The organism is Pseudomonas sp. GD04058 (genome assembly GCF_029836855.1).
Classification (GTDB): Bacteria; Pseudomonadota; Gammaproteobacteria; order Pseudomonadales; family Pseudomonadaceae; genus Aquipseudomonas; species Aquipseudomonas bharatica.
Genome location: NZ_JAOECN010000065.1, coordinates 1 through 17,525, shown reverse-complemented (window position 1 = coordinate 17,525; position 17,525 = coordinate 1). Strand labels below are relative to the sequence as shown.

Genomic DNA, 17,525 nt, shown 5'->3' with positions numbered 1-17,525 from the left:
AATATTACCCCCGCCGATCGGCCACTACACCGATCAACACCAGCACCACCAGCAACACCGGAGCCAGCGCATAGTTGTTGAACTGGCTCAGTCCCCGCACCACCCACGGAGTGGCGTAGATCAAGGCAGCGCCGCTACCGATCAGCACCAGCAGCGCCATGAACGGCACGCGCAGGGCGCCGGCCAGGTTGCCCAGGCGGCCTTCGACCCAGCTTTTGATATCGGTGCCGAATAGCACCAGCAGACAACCCACCAAAGCCAGGGAAATCTCCGACAGATTGCTGCGGCTCCAGCGGGAGATGGTCGAGAGCAGGTCGAGTACCAGGTCCATGCGCTTTCCTTAGGTCAAGAAGTACTGCAACAGGTCATTGAGGAACAACTGGCCGCGTGGCGTGGCGACCAGCCGCGTCGGTTCGACTTGCAAAAGGCCCTTTTGTTCGGCCTCGCGGCGAGCCTCCTTCAGTTGGTCCATCGGCAGCCCTGTGCGTTGGCTGAAGAGTGTCGCCTCCACGCCGTCGGTCAGGCGCAGGGCATTCATCAGGAATTCGAACGGCAGTTCATCCAGTGGCAACAGCTTCTCCCCGGCCTTGAAGGCCTTGGCCGGGTTGAGGTAGTCCTTGGGCAGGCGGGTCTTCCAGGTACGCAGGATGCGCCCGTCCGGGTGGCTGAGCTTGCCGTGGGCGCCGGCGCCGATACCGATGAAGTCGCCGAAGCTCCAGTAGTTCAGATTGTGGCGTGCTGCCTTGCCCGGCTGGGCATAGGCGGAGATTTCGTACTGGCGATAACCGTGGCTGGCCATCAGGGCCTGGCCGGCTTCCTGGATATCCCAGAGGATGTCGTCCTCCGGCAGCTCCGGCGGCTGGTTCCAGAACACCGTGTTCGGTTCCAGGGTCAACTGGTACCACGACAGGTGCGTCGGACCCAGGTCGATGGCCTGCTGCAGATCGGCCAGGGCTTCATCGAGGGTCTGGTCCGGCAGGCCGTGCATCAGGTCGAGGTTGAAGTTGTCGAAGCCGGCATTGCGCGCCATATCCGCCGCGCGAATCGCTTCGTCACCATTGTGGATGCGTCCGAGGGCTTCAAGCTTGCTCTGCTGGAAGCTCTGGATACCGATGGACAGGCGATTGATGCCCAACTGGCGGTAGGCCTTGAACTTCTCCTGCTCGAAGGTCCCGGGGTTGGCTTCCAGGGTGATCTCGATATCGCTGGCAAACGGAATGCGCTGCTCGACCCCGGCCAGCAGCCGGCCCAGGGCCTTGGCGCTGAACAGGCTCGGCGTACCGCCGCCGAAGAAGATGCTGCTGATCGGCCGGCCATGGACCGCCGGTAGCTCCTGCTCCAGGTCGGCCAGCAGCGCGTCGACATATTCCTCTTCAGGCAGGTTGGCGCTGGCGGTGTGGGAGTTGAAGTCGCAGTACGGGCATTTGCGCACGCACCACGGGATATGGATGTACAGCGCCAGGGGCGGAAGCTGCGGCAGCGCCGCCCGTGGTGCCTGAGTGGTGAAACCTGCCTCGTCCGCGTGCAGTGGCTGGGCTGGCGATTTTTCGGTCATGCCAGGCCCAGACGTTGACGCAGCAGGCTCATTGCACGGGCGCGGTGACTCAAGCGGTTCTTGTCGGCCGGGGCCAGGTCGGCGCTGGAGCAGTTGGTTTCCGGCACCCAGAACAACGGGTCGTAGCCAAAGCCGTACTCGCCGCTGGCAGCGGTGAGAATGCGACCGTGCCACAGGCCTTCGCAGAGGATCGGCAGCGGGTCATCGGCATGCCGCACCAGGGCCAGGACGCAGACGAACTGTGCGCCGCGCTCGGCTTCCGGTACATCCTTCAGGGCGTCGAGCAGCTTGGCGTTGTTCGCCGCGTCGCCCTTGCCGTCGGCATAGCGCGCGGAGTAGATGCCCGGCGCACCGCCGAGGAAGTCCACGGCCAGGCCCGAGTCGTCGGCCAGCGCCGGCAGACCGGAAATACGCGCGGCGTTGCGCGCCTTGAGGATGGCGTTCTCGACGAACGACAGGCCGGTTTCTTCCGGCTCGACGCTGCTGAATTCACCGATGGAACGCAGTTGCACGGTGTCACCGAGCATGGCCTGCAGTTCCTTGAGTTTGCCGGCGTTGTGGCTGGCCAATACGAGTTGCTGGATATTCATCATTCGCCCGGGAATACGGTTTGAGTGAAACTGAAGTCGTTGCTGGTGTCACCGGAGCCGACCTTGATCGCGAAGGTGCGGCTTTCTTCCTGTTCGATCGGGAACTGCGCCAGGTAGTAGATGGAGCCCTGGTTGGTAACCTGCTTGAAGGTCAGGGCGCTCTGGCGGCTGGTCAGGTCGCTGACGGTACCGCTGACATTGGCCACTGCGGGCTTGCCGCCCTTGAGCACGGTAATGTTGATCACACCCTGGTTCTTGCTGCGGACCAGCCCGGCGGCCTGGGCCGTGGCGGGCTGCACGAAGGTCGAGTTGAACACGCTGTAATGCACGGTGACGTCGCCGAAGACTTCCTTGCGTTCCGGCTTCGCGGCATCGGCGGCCAGTGCCGGCATGGCCAGGCACAGGCTGATCAACAACAGGGCTAGACGACGCATGATCCTATCCTCCGATTTCGATGACGGTTATACCGCGACCTTGTGCTCCTGCAGGCCGGGGCTGCTGACACGATAGATACCGATCTCACCTAGAAGATTAGGCCACAGGCGGCCACCCCAACCGTTGCGGTGACGATTGTCCACCGCCAGGCGGTTCAGTACCTGGGCGCGGCGCTCGCTGCACAGGGCCTCGAAGTCCTCGAAGGTGCAGAAGTGGATGTTCGGCGTGTTGTACCAGGTATACGGCATGAAGTCCGAAACCGGCATGCGACCCTTGGTCGCCAGGTACCAGCGGCAGCGCCAGTGGCCGAAGTTGGGGAAGGTGATGATGCACTGGCGGCCGACCCGCAGCATTTCGTCGAGGATCCGGTCCGGATATTCCACGGCTTGCAGGGCCTGGGTCATGACCACCACATCGAAGCTGTTGCTGGCGAAGTTGCCCAGGCCCTTGTCGAGGTCCTGCTCGATGACGTTGACGCCCTTGGCCACGCACTCGGCGATGTTGTCGGCGTCGATTTCCAGGCCGTAGCCGGTGACCTGCTTGTTGTCGCGCAGCGACGCCAACAGCTCGCCATTACCGCAACCCAGGTCGAGGACGCGGCTGCCGGCGGGGATCCAGTCCTGGATGATTTCCAAATCGGCTCTCATGGGGTCCTCAGCAGACGATGCGTTTCATGTAGTTGGTGAAGCCCTGGATGTAGCGCGGCGTCGGGATCAGGAAGGCGTCGTGGCCGTAGGGCGAGTCGATGTCCAGGTAGCAGACGTTCTTGCGCGCGGCGATCAGCGCATCGACGATCTCCCGCGAGCGCGCCGGGGAGAAGCGCCAGTCTGTGGTGAAGGACATCACGCAATAGTCCGCGGTCACGTGCGCCAGGCTCGCCGCCAGGTCGCCGCCGTGACGGGCGGCGGGGTCGAAGTAGTCCAGCGCCTTGGTCATCAACAGGTAGGTGTTGGCGTCGAAGCGCCCGGAGAACTCCTCGCCCTGGTAGCGCAGGTAGCTTTCCACCTGGAACTCGACGCTGTGGAAGTCGTAGTTGAGCTTGTCGCTCTTGAGTTCGCGGCCGAATTTCTCGCCCATGGAGTCGTCGGACAGGTAGGTGATATGCCCCACCATGCGCGCCAGCATCAGGCCGCGCTTGGGGATCACGCCCTGGTCCTGGAACGAGCCGCCGTGGAACTCCGGGTCGGTCAGGATGGCCTGGCGGGCCACTTCGTTGAAGGCGATGTTCTGCGCCGACAGCTTGGGTGCCGAGGCGATGTCCACGCAATGCCGTACACGATCCGGATAGGTGATGGTCCATTGCAGGGCCTGCATGCCGCCGAGGCTGCCGCCGACGACCGCCGCCCACTGCTGGATGCCCAGGCGATCGGCCAGGCGCGCCTGGCTGTGTACCCAGTCTTCCACGGTCAGGACCGGGAAGTCCGCGCCGTAGGGCTTGCCGGTGGCCGGATTGAGGCTGCTCGGGCCGGTGCTGCCGTTGCAGCCGCCGAGGTTGTTCAGGCTGACCACGAAGAAGCGGTTGGTATCGATCGGCTTGCCCGGGCCGATGCAGCTGTCCCACCAGCCCGGCTTGCGGTCGTCGGGCTTGTGGTAGCCGGCGGCATGGTGATGGCCGGACAGCGCATGGCAGATCAGCACGGCATTGCTGGCAGTGCTGTTGAGCGTGCCGTAGGTTTCGTAGATCAGCTCGTAGGCGGCCAGCGAGCGGCCACAGGCGAGGGCCAGCGGTTCATCGAACCGGGCGATTTGCGGTGTAACCAGACCGACGGAATCTTCGGGAAGGACAGTGGACATCGACCCTGCTCACGCGTGAATGACGCGTCAGTCTAAAGACCACCGGGAGGAGCGGCAAGCAATGTGCCAAGTGAATCGCGGCGATCGCATCGCTGGCAAGCCAGCTCCCACAGGTCCGCGTGCAGTGCTGCAGAAATTGTCTTGTCACTGATGGCCTCATCGCCGGCAAGCCGGCTCCCACAGGGTTTTGGGTCAGTCACAAGATTTGTGCTCGACGCGGACCTGTGGGAGCTGGCTTGCCAGCGATGAGGCCATCAGCAACAGCGGTGAAATCAGATCAGGCGACGCAGCACTTCCGGCATCCCGGTCATCAGCGCCAGGTTGTTGATCACCAGCATGTCGATCAGCTTCAGCACCATGAACGCGAGGATCGGCGAGATGTCCAGGCCGCCGAGGTTCGGCAGGATGCGGCGGAACGGCGCCAGGAACGGATCGCAGATCTGGTTGATCAGCTCGGCGCCCGGATTATGGCTGCCCGGGGCGACCCAGGAGAGGATCACGCTGATGATCAGTGCGTAGAAGAAGATGTTGAGGAACAGCGCTGTGACCCCGATCAGCGCCCAGATCAGCAGGCTCAGCGGATTGCCGGCGGTGCCGTAGAGCAGCACCAGGATCACGCCCATCAGCAGCATCTGCACGATGATCGCCAGCACCAGCGAGGACATGTCCAGGCCGAACACGCTGGGGATGATCCGGCGCATCGGCTTGAGCAGCGGCTGGGTCGCGCGCACGGCGAACTGGCTCAGCGGGTTGTAGAAGTCGGCGCGGACCAGTTGCAGGATGAAGCGCAGCATGATCACCAGCAGGTACAGGCTGCCCAGGGTCTGCAGGATGAAGACGGCGGCGGAACTCAATCCGATCATGTAAGGCTCCTTAGTTGCCCAGTTGTTCGGCCATTTCGGCCGAGCGGTGCGCGGCGGCGCCCAGTGCTTGTTCTACCAGGGCCTCGAAACCGTTGGCCTGGAAGGATTTGATCGCCGCTTCGGTGGTGCCGTTTGGCGAGGTTACCCAGCGGCGCAGTTCGGCAGCGTCGACATCGCTGGACACGGCCATGTGGGCGGCGCCGAGGGCGGTTTGCAGGGTCAGTTTCGAGGCGGTCTCGCGGGACAGGCCAAGCTTCTCGCCGGCAGCGGTCATTGCCTCGATCAGCAGGAAGAAGTAGGCCGGGCCGCTGCCGGAGACGGCGGTGACCGCATCCAGCTGGGCCTCGCTGTCCAGCCACAGGGCGATGCCTACGGCCGACAGCAGTTGCTCGGCCTGCTGGCGCTGCTCGGCGCTGACTTCGTCGGTGGCGTATAGGCCGCTGACGCCTTGGCGCAGCAGGGCCGGCGTATTGGGCATGCAGCGCACGATGGGCTGGGCACCGAGCCATTTCTTCATGCTGGCACAGGTGATGCCGGCCGCGATGGAAACCACCAGCTGTTCGGGCTTCAGGCTCGGTTTGAGCGCTTCGCAGACGGCTTTCATCGCCTGTGGCTTGACCGACAGCACTACCACGTCGGCACCTTCGATGGCGTCGGCGTTGCTTTCGAACAGGTCGATGCCGTGCTCGGCGTGGATCTTCGCCCGCTGTTCGGCGCCCGGGTCGCTGGCGCGGATCTGCGCCGCTTCCATGCCCTGGGCGCGCAGGCCGCCGATCAGGCTGGCGGCCATGTTGCCGGCGCCGATAAAGGCAATACGAGTCTTGCTCATGTCAGGTCCTTGCGAGAAGAAAAGGAAAAAAGCATGGATCAGGCCTGGCCGTAATCGCGGGCACCGAACAGCGCGGTGCCGATGCGGACCCAGGTCGCGCCCTGGGCGATGGCGCTCTCCAGGTCATGGCTCATGCCCATGGACAGGGTGTCGAGGCCCAGGCCCAGGCTGTCCTGCAGTTCGCGCACGCGGGCGAAGGCGGCATCCTGGGCGGCGCGGTCGTCGGTGGGTTCGGGAATCGCCATCAGGCCGCGCAGGCGCAGCCTGGGCAGCGCGGCGACGGCCTGGGCCAGGGCCGGCAGTTCCTCTGGCGTGCAGCCGGATTTGCTGGCCTCGCCGCTGACGTTGACCTGCAGGCACAGGTTCAGCGGCGCCAGGTGGTCGGGGCGCTGTTCGGAAAGGCGTTGTGCGATTTTCAGTCGGTCCACCGAATGTACCCAATCGAAATGCTCGGCGATGGCGCGAGTCTTGTTCGACTGAATGGGGCCGATGAAGTGCCAGGTCAAGGGCAGGTCGGCCAATTCCGCCTGTTTGCCCAAGGCTTCCTGGAGATAGTTCTCGCCGATGTCGCGTGCCCCGGCGGCGAAGGCTTCGCGCACGGCGCTGGCGGGCTTGGTCTTGCTCACGGCCAGCAACTGGATGTCCGCCGGATCGCGACCGGCTGCCGTGGCGGCGGCCTGGATGCGGGCGGCGAGGGTGGAAAGGTTGTCTGCTAGGGTGGACATGGGATCGATGCCGGCAGCTTTGGGTCCGGGGCATTCTACCCGCTTGTCGGGGCTTTATGGCACTAGGCCGGGTGGCGGGGTGCTGCTGGTGGCCTCATCGCTGGCAAGCCAGCTCCCACAGGTTTAGCGGTGCACGCGGTCCCTGTGGGAGCTGGCTTGCCAGCGATGAGGCCATCAGCATCAATAAAAATGCGGGATCAGCGCTTGGCCAGGCGAAGCTCTTGTTGCTGTTGCGGCAACACGCGCTTGGCGACCACGTAGTGCTTTTGCCAGTACGGCTTGTTCAACGTATCGATGGTCACGTTCTTGCCGGTACGAGGGGCATGGATGAAGCGGTCGTTGCCCAGGTAGATGGCCACGTGATTGACGCGGCGGCTGCGAATGTTGAAGAACAGCAGGTCCCCAGGCTTGAGGTCCTTGCGCTCGACCTTCACGCCATGATCGCCGTTGGCCATGGCATTGGAAGTGCGCGGCAGGTCTACTTCATCGATGTCGTTGAAGGCGTACTTGACCAGTCCGCTGCAATCGAAACCCTTGCCCGGTGTGCTGCCGCCCCAGCGATAGGGCGTGCCCAGCTGGTTGACGGCGCGGCTGAGCACGTCGCTGCTCTGGCTGGCGGGCATCTGTGCGACGACCTGCCTGGCCGCGGCGTGGGTCGCCCGGCGAGAAAGATGGGATTTGCCGGAGCTACTCTTGTTCGAGCGAACCGCGGTGGCGTTGGCGGTATAGCCGACATATCCGTTGGGAAGACGTTGCTCACGGTTGGTGGCGTGGGCGGCCAGTGGCATCAATAGGCAAATGGTCAGCCATGTCTTGAAAAAAGAACGCATTAGGCAAGGCTCTTGTAGGTGTTGGCGCGCAACTTTATAACAGCTTTTTTGTCAGTTTCTGGTCCGCTGGTCGTCTCGGAACTGTCATACGTCGGTAAGTTCCAAAAAAGTCACATCATTTTTAGATATTTTTTTCCTAACCCCTCGAGGCTATGAATGAACGGTTATCAAAACGCAGGACGCCCGGATACGCACAGCAAGGTCATCGGATACCTGCTGTGGATCTTCGGTTTTCTGGGGGCGCATCGCTTCTACTACGGCAAGCCGGTGACGGGCACCATCTGGTTCTTCACCCTGGGGCTGCTGGGCATCGGCTGGATCATCGACCTGTTCCTGATCCCGGCCATGGACCGCGAAGCCGACCTGCGTTTCCATGCCGGGCCGGTCAACTACAGCGTCACCTGGCTGCTGCTGACCTTCCTCGGGGTCTTCGGTGTGCACCGCATGTTCATGGGCAAGTGGATCACCGGGCTGATCTACCTGTTCACCGGCGGGCTGTTCCTGATCGGTGTGCTTTACGACTTCTGGACGCTGAATACCCAGATTTCGATGAAGAACGCGCAAGAGCGCTACTAAGCAAAAAGGCCCTGATTCGCATCAGGGCCTTTTTGTGTGCGGCGGGGATTACTGACGGGTCTGGCGCTGCTGCAACAGCAGGTTGGTGAAGCCGCTGCCGGCCAGCTGCTTCTGCGCTACGGTCAGCTGTTCGCGGTTGCTGAACGGGCCGACCAGCACGCGGTACCAGGTCTCTTCCTTCACCGTGCCGGACTCTACCTGCACTGATTGCCCGAGCAGGATGATCTGTGCCCGAACCTTGTCCGCGTCCGCCTGTTTGCGGAACGAGCCAGCCTGCAGATAGAACTGCGTGGTGGCTGCGGGCTTGATCACCGGTGGCGCTGGCGGCGGCGTTTCGCCATTGAGCGCGGCCTGCGCCCGTGCCGTGTCGATCTTCGCGGCTTCGGCCGGGGTTACCGGTGGTTGCGCCGGGACCGGCGGGGTTTTCTCCGGCACCGCTTCCGGCGGCACTATGACTTCCGACTCCGGCAGCAAGGTGTAGAAGTCGTACTTCGGCTTGACCGGCGCCTGCGGGCTTGGCGGGGTCTTGTTGGCCTCGGCGATCTTCTCGGCTTTCTGCTGCTCGGGCTTCTCCCGCTTCACCTCATCGCGGCCCGGCTCCAGCTTCATCAGGAAGACGATGAACGCGCCGATGGTCAGGCCGGCCGCCAGCCACATCCAGCCCGGAATCGGCTTCTTCGCTGCCGGCTGGTTGCGGCTGGCGCCGCGCTTGGGAGCAGGTTTTTTCTTGGCAGCCAACTTACATGCGCTCCAGGGTTTCCAGGCCCAGCAGCTCCAGGCCCTGTTTCAGGGTGCGGCCGGTCAGGGCGGCCAGGCGCAGGCGGCTTTGCTGCTGTTGCGGAGTTTCCGCTGCGAGGATCGGGCAGTTCTCGTAGAAGCTGGAGAACAGGCCGGCGACATCGTACAGGTAGCTGCACAGGACGTGCGGGGTGCCTTTCTCCGCGACGTTGTTGAGGATCTCGGCGAATTGCGCCAGGCGCGCGGCGAGGTCCTGTTCCTGCTGGGCCTGCAGCACGATCTGGCCATCGACTTCGCTGAAGTCCTTGCCCAGCTTGCGGAACACGCCGGCGACGCGGGTATAGGCGTACAGCAGGTAGGGCGCGGTGTTGCCTTCGAAGTTCAGCATCAGGTCGAAGTTGAAGCTGTAGTCGCTGGTGCGATGCTTGGACAGGTCGGCGTATTTCACCGCGTCGATACCGACCACCTTGGCGATGGCGCGCAGCTCGTCTTCCGGCAGCTCCGGGTTCTTTTCCTTGACCAGGGTGTAGGCGCGCTCCTTGGCCTCGGTCAGCAGGTCGATCAGCTTCACGGTGCCGCCGTCACGGGTCTTGAACGGGCGGCCGTCGGCGCCGTTCATGGTGCCGAAACCCATGTGCTCGGTCTGCATCGGGTGAGTGATGAAGCCGGCGCGGCGTGCGACCTCGAACACCTGCTGGAAGTGCAGGGCCTGGCGCTGGTCGACGAAGTACAGGGCGCGGTCGGCATGCAGCACGTTGCTGCGGTAGCGCAGGGCGGCCAGGTCGGTGGTGGCGTAGAGATAGCCGCCATCGGCCTTCTGCACGATCACCGGCAGCGGTTCGCCGTCGGCGGTCTTGAATTCTTCGAGGAACACGCACTGGGCGCCGTTGCTCTCGACCAGCAGGCCCTTGGCCTTGAGGTCGTTGACCACGTTGGGCAGGTCGTCGTTGTAGGCACTCTCGCCCATGACGTCGGCCATGGTCAGCTTGACGTTGAGCAGCCCGTAGGTTTTCTGGCAGTGGGACAGGGAAATGTCCTTGAAGCGGGTCCACAGCTTCAGGCACTCGGCATCGCCGGCCTGCAGCTTGACCACCAGGGCGCGGGCACGGTCGGCGAACTCGGGGGATTCGTCGAAACGCTTCTTCGCCGCGCGATAGAAGTTCTCGAGGTCCGACAGCTCGTCGCTGGTGATCGGGTTTTCTTCCAGGTAGGCCATCAGCATGCCGAACTGGGTGCCCCAGTCGCCGACGTGGTTCTGCCGGATCACCTCGTCGCCGAGGAATTCCAGGACCCGGGCCACGGCGTCGCCGATGATGGTGGAACGCAGGTGCCCAACGTGCATTTCCTTGGCCAGGTTCGGCGCGGACAGATCGACCACCACCTTCTGCCTGGCGCCGGCCTTGTGCACGCCGAGTTTGGCATCGGCCAGGGCGGCATCCAGGCGCGAGGCCAGGGCCTGGGTGTTCTGGAAGAAGTTGAGGAAGCCGGGGCCGGCGATCTCGACCTTGCTCACCTGTGCATCGGCCGGCAGCGCGGCGATGATCTTCTCGGCCAGGTCGCGCGGTTTCAGGCCGGCCGGCTTGGCCAGCATCATGGCGATGTTGCTGGCGAAATCACCGTGGGTCTTGTCCCGGGCGTTTTCCACCTGGATCGCCGGCGACAGCCCTTCAGGCAGCACACCGTCGGCGGTGAGTCGGGTCAGGGCTTGCTGGATGAGCTGGCGAATGGTGTCTTTCATGGGATTCTCTTTCGACCGCAAGCGCGGTGGCGCTTCGGGGCGCAGGTGGAAAAACTGGGCATTATCCGTTGCCGGGCGCGGGTTGCCAACCTTTTGGGGCCGGGCTCAGTACAGGTCCACGGGGTCCACGTCGATGGACCAGCGCACCTGGCGACCGCTCGGCAGCCCCTCCAACACTAGCAGCCAGGCGGCGATCAGCCGGTGCAGCGGCGCTCGTGCATTGGCCTGCAACAGCAGTTGGGCACGGTAGCGGCCCGCACGGCGCTCCATCGGCGCAGGCACCGGACCAAGCAATTCGATGCCATGCAGACCCTGTTCAGCGAGCAAACGTTCGGCGGCGGAGCAGGCTTCGTCGAGAAAACCTTCAGCCTGGCCTGGCTTGTGTGCTTCGGCACGCAGCAGGGCCAGGTGGGCGAACGGCGGCAGGCCTGCGGCGCGGCGCTCGCTCAGGGCCTGTTCGGCGAAGGCGAAATAACCCTGCTCGGTGAGTTGCACCAATAAAGGATGGTCGGCCAGGTGGGTCTGGATGATCACCTTGCCCGGTTCCTCGGCGCGTCCGGCGCGCCCGGCGACCTGGACGATCAGTTGCGCCATGCGCTCGCTGGCGCGGAAGTCGCCGGAAAACAGGCCGCCATCGGCATCGAGGATGGCCACCAGGGTCACCCGCGGGAAGTGATGGCCCTTGGCGAGCATCTGCGTGCCGACCAGGATGCACGGCTGGCCGCGCTGGATGGTGGCGAACAGCTGGTTCATCGCGTCCTTGCGCGCGGTGCTGTCGCGGTCCACCCGCAACACCGGGTAATCCGGGAACAGGATGCCCAGGCGTTCCTCGGCCCGTTCGGTACCGGCACCCACCGGACGCAGGTCGACATGGCTGCATTGCGGGCACTGGCGCGGCACGCGCTCGTCATAGCCGCAGTGATGACAGCGCAACTCGCCGGAGCGCTGGTGCACGGTCATGCGTGCATCGCAGCGCGGGCACTCGGATAGCCAGCCGCAATCGTGGCACAGCAGGGTCGGGGCGAAACCGCGGCGGTTGAGGAACACCAGCACCTGCTGGCCTGCGGCGAGCGTCTGGCCGATGGCCTGCTGCATCGGGCCGCTGATGCCGCTGTCCAGCGGCCGGCTTTTTACATCCAGACGCAGGAATCGTGGTGCCTGGGCGCCGCCGGCCCGATGGTTCAGGCGCAGCAGGCCGTAGCGGCCGGAATGGGCGTTGTGCAGGCTTTCCAGAGACGGCGTCGCCGAGCCCAGCAGGATCGGAATGTTCTCCTGCCGCGCCCGCACCAGGGCCAGGTCGCGGGCGTGGTAGCGCAGGCCTTCCTGCTGTTTATAGGAGCCGTCGTGCTCCTCGTCGATGATGATCAGACCCGGGTTCTTCATCGGCGTAAACAGCGCCGAGCGGGTACCGATGATGATGTCGGCCTCGCCGTCGCGGGCAGCGAGCCAGGCATCCAGGCGTTCGCGGTCGTTGACCGCCGAATGCAGCAGGGCGATGCGTGCATTGAAGCGCTGCTCGAAGCGCGCCAGGGTCTGCGGGCCGAGGTTGATCTCCGGGATCAGCACCAGTGCCTGCTTGCCGGCTTCGAGGGTTTCGCGGATCAGTTGCAGGTAGACCTCGGTCTTGCCGCTGCCGGTCACGCCGGCCAGGAGAAAGGCGTGGAAGGCGCCGAACCCGGCGCGCACGGCATGGAAGGCGGCGCGCTGCTCATCGTTCAGGGGCAGTTCCGGCTGGGCCAGCCAGTGTTCATGGCGGGCCTGCGGGGCGTGGCGGCGGACTTCCACCTGGACCAGCTCCTTGGCCAGCAGCAGGTCGAGGCTGTCCTTGCTCAGCCCGAGTTTGCCGAGCAAGCCATGGGCAACACCGTGGGGATGTTGCGCCAGGGTATTCAGGGCTTCGCGCTGGCGTGGCGCACGGGCGATGCGCGGATCGTCCAGGCGCGCATTCGACGCGACCTGCCAGAAGCGTTCCTGTCGCGCCTCGGCGGGTTCGCCCTGGCGCAGCAGCACCGGCAGCGCCCAGCTCAGGGTATCGCCGAGGCTGTGCTGGTAATACTGGGCGGTCCACAGGCACAGCTTGAACAGCGCCGGCGGCAAGGGCGAGACCGGGTCGAGCAGGGCAATCGCCGGTTTCAGCTTGTCGGCGGGCACTTCGCTGTGTTCGGCCACTTCCACGAGGATGCCGATCATCTCGCGGCGCCCGAAGGGGACACGCACGCGCATGCCGGGCGTCAGCGCCTGGCGGGCCATGTTTGCCGTGGCCCTGTAGTCGAACAGCCTGCGCAAAGGCGAAGGCAGGGCAAGGCGAAGGATGACGTCGGACACGCGCGTTGTTCTCTGTAGGGCTGGTACCAGGTGCCGGCGAGCCTAGCAGACGACGGTCGGTGCGAGCGACATCTTGCGTTGAGGACAGCCTCTGGTATTATTCGCCGCCTAATTACGTGCGGTATTCAACAATGGTGTTGGGTGGCGGCACGCAGTCGAGGAGTTTCACCATGAAACCAGAAGTTCACCCGAATTACGAAGTCGTCGCTGTGACCTGCTCCTGCGGCAACAAGTTCGAAACCCGTTCGACCCTGGCCAAGCCAATGGCGATCGACGTTTGCTCCGAGTGCCACCCGTTCTACACCGGTAAGCAGAAAGTCCTGGACACCGGCGGCCGCGTACAGAAGTTCGCCGACCGTTTCGGCATGTTCGGCACCAAGAAGTAAGTTTGCGCGTGGGGTTACCCGCGTTGCTGAAGAAAGCGCCCCTTGTGGGCGCTTTTTTTATGGCCGTGATCTGGCAGATGCCAGCCCTGGCGCTCTGTCCGACACCGGACAGGCTGGCCATGGTCGGTGTGCGCAACGTGGTGGATGGCGACACGCTGCGCCTGGTCGATGGGCGCAGCGTGCGCCTGATCGGCATCAACGCTCCGGAGCTCGCGCGGCGGGGCACGCCCGGCGAGCCCCTGGCCGAAGCCGCCCGTCGGCGTCTGGCGGCGCTGGTCCGGGAAAGTGGCGGGGTCGTCGGGCTGCGTCCGGGCCGGGAGCCTCGCGACAAATACGGGCGCACTCTGGCCCAGGTGTACGGTCGCTCTGGTGACAATCTCGCGGCCCGCCTGTTGAGCGAGGGGCTCGGATTTCGCGTGGCCGTGGCGCCCAACGTTAGCCAGGTGGCGTGCCAGCGTCAGGCTGAGAAGGCGGCGCGCAAGGCCGGGCGGGGTATCTGGCGGGATGCCCCGGTGCAGAAGGCGAGGGCCTTGCGCCGTTCGGGTTTTGCCCTGGTTGGCGGGAAAGTCAGCGATGTTCGGCGCACTCGCCAGAGTATTCGCATCGAAATGGACGATTCACTGGTGGTGCAGGTGCCAGCACGCTTGTTGCACAGCTTCCCCTCTTCCTTTACCTCCGGTCTGAAAGGCCGCCATCTGGAGGTGCGCGGCTGGGTGCTGGATCGTTCCCGCAGCGCTCGACTGAAACGTGGCGAAAAACGCTGGTTGCTGCCGCTCACTGACGCGAGCATGCTGGAATGGATCGGAAGCAAAAAATTGTGAACATTTTTTACCTTCGATTGTACACAGTGAAAGCCTTGAATTACGCGGGTCTTGGCTGAAAGTCGTAGGTTAAAGGCCTTGACACAAGTGACCGGGCAGTCTTGTCGGCCCATTGCTCTTTGCGTATCCTCGGCGGTCCGTCAGAACAGTAAACAAGCGGAATGCCCACCATGTCAGACCTGAAAACTGCCGCTCTCGAATATCATGCTCAGCCTCGTCCGGGGAAACTGAGCGTCGAGCTCACCAAACCGACCGCAACCGCACGCGACCTGGCGCTGGCCTACAGCCCGGGCGTCGCCGAGCCGGTGCGTGAAATCGGTCGCGATCCTGAGCTGGCATACCAATACACCGGCAAGGGCAACCTGGTCGCGGTGATCTCCGACGGTACCGCCATTCTCGGCCTGGGTAACCTCGGCCCGCTGGCGTCCAAGCCGGTCATGGAAGGCAAGGGTGTTCTGTTCAAGCGTTTCGCCGGTATCGACGTATTCGACATCGAAGTCGACTCCGAAAGCCCGCAAGCCTTCATCGACACCGTCAAGCGCATCTCCATCACCTTCGGTGGCATCAACCTGGAAGACATCAAGGCACCCGAGTGCTTCGAGATCGAGCGCGCCCTGATCGAACAGTGCGACATCCCGGTCTTCCACGATGACCAGCACGGCACTGCGATCGTTACCGCTGCCGGCATGATCAACGCCCTGGAAATCGCCGGCAAGACCCTCGGCGAAGCCAAGATCGTCTGCCTGGGTGCCGGTGCTGCCGCCATCTCCTGCATGAAGCTGCTGGTCAGCATGGGTGCCAAGGTCGAGAACATCTTCATGATCGACCGTTCCGGCGTGATCCACGCTGGCCGTGACGACCTGAACCAGTACAAGGCGGTGTTCGCCCACGCTACCGACAAGCGCACCCTGGCCGATGCCCTGGATGGTGCAGACGTGTTCGTCGGCCTGTCCGGTCCGAACCTGCTGAGCGCGGAAGGCCTGAAGTCGATGGCGGCCAACCCGATCGTCTTCGCCTGCTCCAACCCGGATCCGGAAATCTCCCCGGAACTGGCCCACGCTACCCGTAGCGACGTGATCATGGCCACCGGTCGTTCCGACTACCCGAACCAGGTCAACAACGTACTGGGCTTCCCGTTCATCTTCCGCGGTGCCCTGGACGTTCGCGCCAAGCGCATCAACGAAGAAATGAAGATCGCCGCCGCCAACGCCCTGAAAGACCTGGCCAAGCTGCCGGTGCCGAAGGAAGTCTGCGACGCGTACAACGTCCAGGCACTGGAATTCGGTCGTGGCTACATCATTCCGAAGCCACTGGACCCACGCCTGCTCAACGTCGTTTCCGATGCCGTGGCCAAGGCTGCCATCGAATCCGGCGTAGCGACCCTGCCGTATCCGAAGCACTACCCGCTGAACAGCGTGGATGAAGTGTTCAACGGTTGATCCGCTGAAGTAACACGAAAAAGCCCCGGCTCGCGAGAGCCGGGGCTTTTTTATGGCTGCTGTCCGATCTGCCGGAAACAAGTGGCTGCAGCCTCATGCCGCCCGGCGTACCTCCAGATACTGGCTCGGCGTTTCCCCGAGTACGCGACGAAACGCGGATGAGAATGCGCTAGGACTTGCGTAGCCCAGGTCCAATGCGACGCGGGTCACAGGTTGCCCTCCACTCAAGCGCTCGATGGCTGCGAGCAGGCAGACCTGCTGGCGCCACTCGGCAAAGCTCACGCCGGTCTGTGCACGGAACAGTCGGGTAAAGGTTCGTCTGCTCATTCCGACTTCGTCGGCCATCATGTCGAGCCCGACTGTAATCGACGGCGCCTCGAACAGGCGCCGGCATGCGTGGGCGAGACGCGTGTCCCTCGGCAGCGGTGCATGAAGTGAAAGGCACGGCATCGAGGCTATCTCCGCGACGAGCAGATTCATTAGCTTGCCGGCGCGCCCATCAACGTCATACATCGCCGGCAAATCAATGGCCTCCTCGAGCAATTGCCGGAGAAGTCCCGATACACCGTAGACGCAGCAATGGTCCGGCAGTTGCTCGGCCCTCGCTTCTTCCAGTGACACGAAAGCGTTGAGCATGGTGACTGGCCCGCTCATGGTCATTTCGTGGGAAATACCGGCCGGTACCCAGCAAGCCCGCTGAGGCGGAACCAGCCATCGGCCTTCTGGAGTAGCCACGCTGATCGTACCGCGAGAGGCGAACGCGAACTGACCGCGTCGATGCGCGTGGACTGGAAATGATGAACCGGCGGCGTAATCGTTCGCCGTCACGACCACACTGCGCGGGATGTCTTCGAAGGGATCGAGCAAGGTATTTCGCATGGCCCGAATTCTATAGTGAATGGCCCGTTGCCGAAGGCGGGCCTGTGGCGGTCAGCTTACGATCTACCGCATCTGTCGCGTCGGCGCAACAACACCTACCGAACGTTCGCGTCGCGGCGGATGAAGACCACATCCCATTCGCACCGGAGTCAGTGTGCCTAATACATTTCATCGCGTGGGGAACGGTCCCCACCCAGTCCTCGTTCTTCACGGCTGGTTCGGCGACGCGCACTCGTTCGAGCCGATCGAGCCGTGGCTGAATAGCCACGCGTTCAGTTACGTTTTCATGGATTATCGCGGCTACGGAAGCATGCAGGAGGCGAGCGGCGCGTACACGATCGACGAGATCGCGTCCGATGCGTTGACGCTTGCCGATGCGCTCGGATTCCACGCGTTCAGCCTGATCGGTCATTCGATGGGGGGCATGGCGATCGAGCGGATTGCAACGCTCGCACCCGATCAAGTACGGGCACTCGTTGCCGTTGCGCCGGTTCCTTGCGGCGGCATTGCCTACGATGCCGAGACGCGTCGCCTGCTCGAAGAGGCTGCCGAACGCGTGGAAAATCGAAGAACCATCATCAACTACAGCACCGGCGGACGGTTGCCCCGGTCCTGGGTCGAATGGAAAGCGGCGTATTCGGCGACGCACTCCTCTCAGGAAGCATTCGCTGCGTACTTCCGTGCATGGGCCGATACCGATTTCAGCGACGAGATTGTCGGACGGCATCCGCTAAAGGTGCTCGTGGGGAAACACGATCCGACATTCAATGCCGGGTTGATGGCCAAAACCTACCTTCGACGCTATCCCCATGCCACTGTCGAGATCCTGGAGAATGCCGGCCACTATCCGATGAACGAGACGCCGCTCGCACTTGCCAGGGCCATCGAATCCTTCCTTGTCGAAACAGCCACGGACAATGATGGTGTCTGGTCGGGCCAATCGCTGGCAGGCCAGCTCTCATCAAACAAATCCCAACCCATTGATTTTTAGTCATAAAAATC

Annotated in this window: 19 protein-coding genes; 5 read left to right on the top strand and 14 right to left on the bottom strand. The window is 63.5% G+C overall.

The features are described 5' to 3' along the window. Positions 1 to 4: 4 nt before the first annotated feature. The 10 genes from N7650_RS26985 to N7650_RS26940 all read right to left on the bottom strand — a co-directional run bounded on the left by N7650_RS26985 (position 5) and on the right by N7650_RS26940 (position 7,621). Positions 5 to 331 (bottom strand): DUF3392 family protein, encoded by a 327-nt coding sequence (locus N7650_RS26985; RefSeq protein ID WP_009396795.1) that lies wholly within the window; start codon positions 329 to 331, stop codon positions 5 to 7. 9 nt (positions 332 to 340) lie between these two features. Then, positions 341 to 1,555 (bottom strand): radical SAM family heme chaperone HemW, encoded by a 1,215-nt coding sequence (gene hemW, locus N7650_RS26980; protein WP_279900786.1) that lies wholly within the window; start codon positions 1,553 to 1,555, stop codon positions 341 to 343. Further along, positions 1,552 to 2,148 carry an RdgB/HAM1 family non-canonical purine NTP pyrophosphatase gene (rdgB, locus tag N7650_RS26975; protein ID WP_009396799.1) on the bottom strand — a complete coding sequence of 199 codons (597 nt, stop codon included), beginning with the start codon at positions 2,146 to 2,148 and terminating at the stop codon, positions 1,552 to 1,554. The genes hemW and rdgB overlap by 4 nt, the downstream gene beginning before the upstream one ends. After that, on the bottom strand, positions 2,145 to 2,579 hold the full coding sequence (locus N7650_RS26970) for a DUF4426 domain-containing protein (RefSeq protein WP_279900784.1): 435 nt from the start codon (positions 2,577 to 2,579) through the stop codon (positions 2,145 to 2,147). Before N7650_RS26970 ends, rdgB begins: the two co-directional genes overlap by 4 nt. A 27-nt stretch (positions 2,580 to 2,606) precedes the next feature. Then, complete coding sequence (metW, locus tag N7650_RS26965; RefSeq protein ID WP_009396803.1) at positions 2,607 to 3,227, bottom strand: methionine biosynthesis protein MetW; 621 nt, start codon at positions 3,225 to 3,227, stop codon at positions 2,607 to 2,609. Between the two features lie 7 nt (positions 3,228 to 3,234). Continuing rightward, the gene (locus N7650_RS26960) at positions 3,235 to 4,374 is read right to left on the bottom strand and encodes a homoserine O-acetyltransferase (protein WP_009396805.1); all 1,140 of its coding nucleotides are present in this window, start codon (positions 4,372 to 4,374) and stop codon (positions 3,235 to 3,237) included. A gap of 272 nt (positions 4,375 to 4,646) precedes the next feature. Then, the gene (locus tag N7650_RS26955) at positions 4,647 to 5,237 is read right to left on the bottom strand and encodes a YggT family protein (protein WP_009396807.1); all 591 of its coding nucleotides are present in this window, start codon (positions 5,235 to 5,237) and stop codon (positions 4,647 to 4,649) included. Positions 5,238 to 5,247: 10 nt separating this feature from the next. Beyond that, entirely contained in the window at positions 5,248 to 6,066 is an 819-nt protein-coding gene (gene proC, locus N7650_RS26950) for a pyrroline-5-carboxylate reductase (protein ID WP_279900782.1), read from the bottom strand. Between the two features lie 38 nt (positions 6,067 to 6,104). Next, positions 6,105 to 6,791, bottom strand: a complete 687-nt coding sequence (locus N7650_RS26945) for a YggS family pyridoxal phosphate-dependent enzyme (RefSeq protein WP_279900780.1) — start codon at positions 6,789 to 6,791, stop codon at positions 6,105 to 6,107. A gap of 197 nt (positions 6,792 to 6,988) precedes the next feature. Further along, positions 6,989 to 7,621: a C40 family peptidase gene (locus N7650_RS26940; RefSeq protein WP_009396813.1), complete on the bottom strand. Its 633-nt coding sequence runs from the start codon at positions 7,619 to 7,621 to the stop codon at positions 6,989 to 6,991. Between the two features lie 156 nt (positions 7,622 to 7,777). Here N7650_RS26940 and N7650_RS26935 point away from each other — a divergent pair, with 156 nt between their 5' ends. Continuing rightward, positions 7,778 to 8,197, top strand: coding sequence for a TM2 domain-containing protein (locus tag N7650_RS26935; RefSeq protein ID WP_009396815.1), 420 nt, complete (start codon positions 7,778 to 7,780; stop codon positions 8,195 to 8,197). A 48-nt stretch (positions 8,198 to 8,245) separates the two neighbouring features. Here N7650_RS26935 and N7650_RS26930 read toward each other — a convergent pair whose 3' ends face one another. From N7650_RS26930 to N7650_RS26920, 3 genes are all read right to left on the bottom strand, one after another. Further along, positions 8,246 to 8,935 (bottom strand): SPOR domain-containing protein, encoded by a 690-nt coding sequence (locus tag N7650_RS26930; protein WP_279900777.1) that lies wholly within the window; start codon positions 8,933 to 8,935, stop codon positions 8,246 to 8,248. Between the two features lies 1 nt (position 8,936). Beyond that, positions 8,937 to 10,673: an arginine--tRNA ligase gene (gene argS, locus N7650_RS26925; protein ID WP_279900775.1), complete on the bottom strand. Its 1,737-nt coding sequence runs from the start codon at positions 10,671 to 10,673 to the stop codon at positions 8,937 to 8,939. Positions 10,674 to 10,778: 105 nt separating this feature from the next. Further along, positions 10,779 to 12,998 (bottom strand): primosomal protein N', encoded by a 2,220-nt coding sequence (locus N7650_RS26920; protein WP_009396818.1) that lies wholly within the window; start codon positions 12,996 to 12,998, stop codon positions 10,779 to 10,781. Positions 12,999 to 13,168: 170 nt separating this feature from the next. Here N7650_RS26920 and rpmE point away from each other — a divergent pair, with 170 nt between their 5' ends. From rpmE to N7650_RS26905, 3 genes are all read left to right on the top strand, one after another. Beyond that, positions 13,169 to 13,384, top strand: coding sequence for a 50S ribosomal protein L31 (gene rpmE / locus N7650_RS26915; RefSeq protein ID WP_009396819.1), 216 nt, complete (start codon positions 13,169 to 13,171; stop codon positions 13,382 to 13,384). Positions 13,385 to 13,443: 59 nt separating this feature from the next. After that, positions 13,444 to 14,205: a thermonuclease family protein gene (locus tag N7650_RS26910; protein WP_279900787.1), complete on the top strand. Its 762-nt coding sequence runs from the start codon at positions 13,444 to 13,446 to the stop codon at positions 14,203 to 14,205. A 170-nt stretch (positions 14,206 to 14,375) separates the two neighbouring features. Then, positions 14,376 to 15,644, top strand: a complete 1,269-nt coding sequence (locus N7650_RS26905; protein WP_009396821.1) for a malic enzyme-like NAD(P)-binding protein — start codon at positions 14,376 to 14,378, stop codon at positions 15,642 to 15,644. A gap of 93 nt (positions 15,645 to 15,737) precedes the next feature. Here N7650_RS26905 and N7650_RS26900 read toward each other — a convergent pair whose 3' ends face one another. Then, positions 15,738 to 16,523, bottom strand: coding sequence for a helix-turn-helix transcriptional regulator (locus N7650_RS26900; protein WP_279900773.1), 786 nt, complete (start codon positions 16,521 to 16,523; stop codon positions 15,738 to 15,740). Positions 16,524 to 16,677: 154 nt separating this feature from the next. On the opposite strand from N7650_RS26900, the gene N7650_RS26895 reads away from it, so the two are divergent. Continuing rightward, entirely contained in the window at positions 16,678 to 17,514 is an 837-nt protein-coding gene (locus tag N7650_RS26895) for an alpha/beta hydrolase (protein ID WP_279900771.1), read from the top strand. Positions 17,515 to 17,525: the final 11 nt, after the last annotated feature.

Excerpts from the sequence above, each read along its gene's own strand:
- N7650_RS26955 (WP_009396807.1), bottom strand. The coding sequence starts at position 5,237 with ATGATCGGATTGAGTTCCGCCGCCGTCTTCATCCTGCAGACCCTGGGC.
- proC (WP_279900782.1), bottom strand. The coding sequence starts at position 6,066 with ATGAGCAAGACTCGTATTGCCTTTATCGGCGCCGGCAACATGGCCGCC.
- N7650_RS26970 (WP_279900784.1), bottom strand. The coding sequence starts at position 2,579 with ATGCGTCGTCTAGCCCTGTTGTTGATCAGCCTGTGCCTGGCCATGCCG.
- N7650_RS26905 (WP_009396821.1), top strand. The coding sequence starts at position 14,376 with ATGTCAGACCTGAAAACTGCCGCTCTCGAATATCATGCTCAGCCTCGT.
- hemW (WP_279900786.1), bottom strand. The coding sequence starts at position 1,555 with ATGACCGAAAAATCGCCAGCCCAGCCACTGCACGCGGACGAGGCAGGT.
- N7650_RS26945 (WP_279900780.1), bottom strand. The coding sequence starts at position 6,791 with ATGTCCACCCTAGCAGACAACCTTTCCACCCTCGCCGCCCGCATCCAG.
- N7650_RS26910 (WP_279900787.1), top strand. The coding sequence starts at position 13,444 with ATGGCCGTGATCTGGCAGATGCCAGCCCTGGCGCTCTGTCCGACACCG.
- N7650_RS26900 (WP_279900773.1), bottom strand. The coding sequence starts at position 16,523 with ATGCGAAATACCTTGCTCGATCCCTTCGAAGACATCCCGCGCAGTGTG.
- rpmE (WP_009396819.1), top strand. The coding sequence starts at position 13,169 with ATGAAACCAGAAGTTCACCCGAATTACGAAGTCGTCGCTGTGACCTGC.
- N7650_RS26940 (WP_009396813.1), bottom strand. The coding sequence starts at position 7,621 with ATGCGTTCTTTTTTCAAGACATGGCTGACCATTTGCCTATTGATGCCA.
- N7650_RS26935 (WP_009396815.1), top strand. The coding sequence starts at position 7,778 with ATGAACGGTTATCAAAACGCAGGACGCCCGGATACGCACAGCAAGGTC.
- argS (WP_279900775.1), bottom strand. The coding sequence starts at position 10,673 with ATGAAAGACACCATTCGCCAGCTCATCCAGCAAGCCCTGACCCGACTC.
- N7650_RS26985 (WP_009396795.1), bottom strand. The coding sequence starts at position 331 with ATGGACCTGGTACTCGACCTGCTCTCGACCATCTCCCGCTGGAGCCGC.
- N7650_RS26960 (WP_009396805.1), bottom strand. The coding sequence starts at position 4,374 with ATGTCCACTGTCCTTCCCGAAGATTCCGTCGGTCTGGTTACACCGCAA.
- rdgB (WP_009396799.1), bottom strand. The coding sequence starts at position 2,148 with ATGATGAATATCCAGCAACTCGTATTGGCCAGCCACAACGCCGGCAAA.
- metW (WP_009396803.1), bottom strand. The coding sequence starts at position 3,227 with ATGAGAGCCGATTTGGAAATCATCCAGGACTGGATCCCCGCCGGCAGC.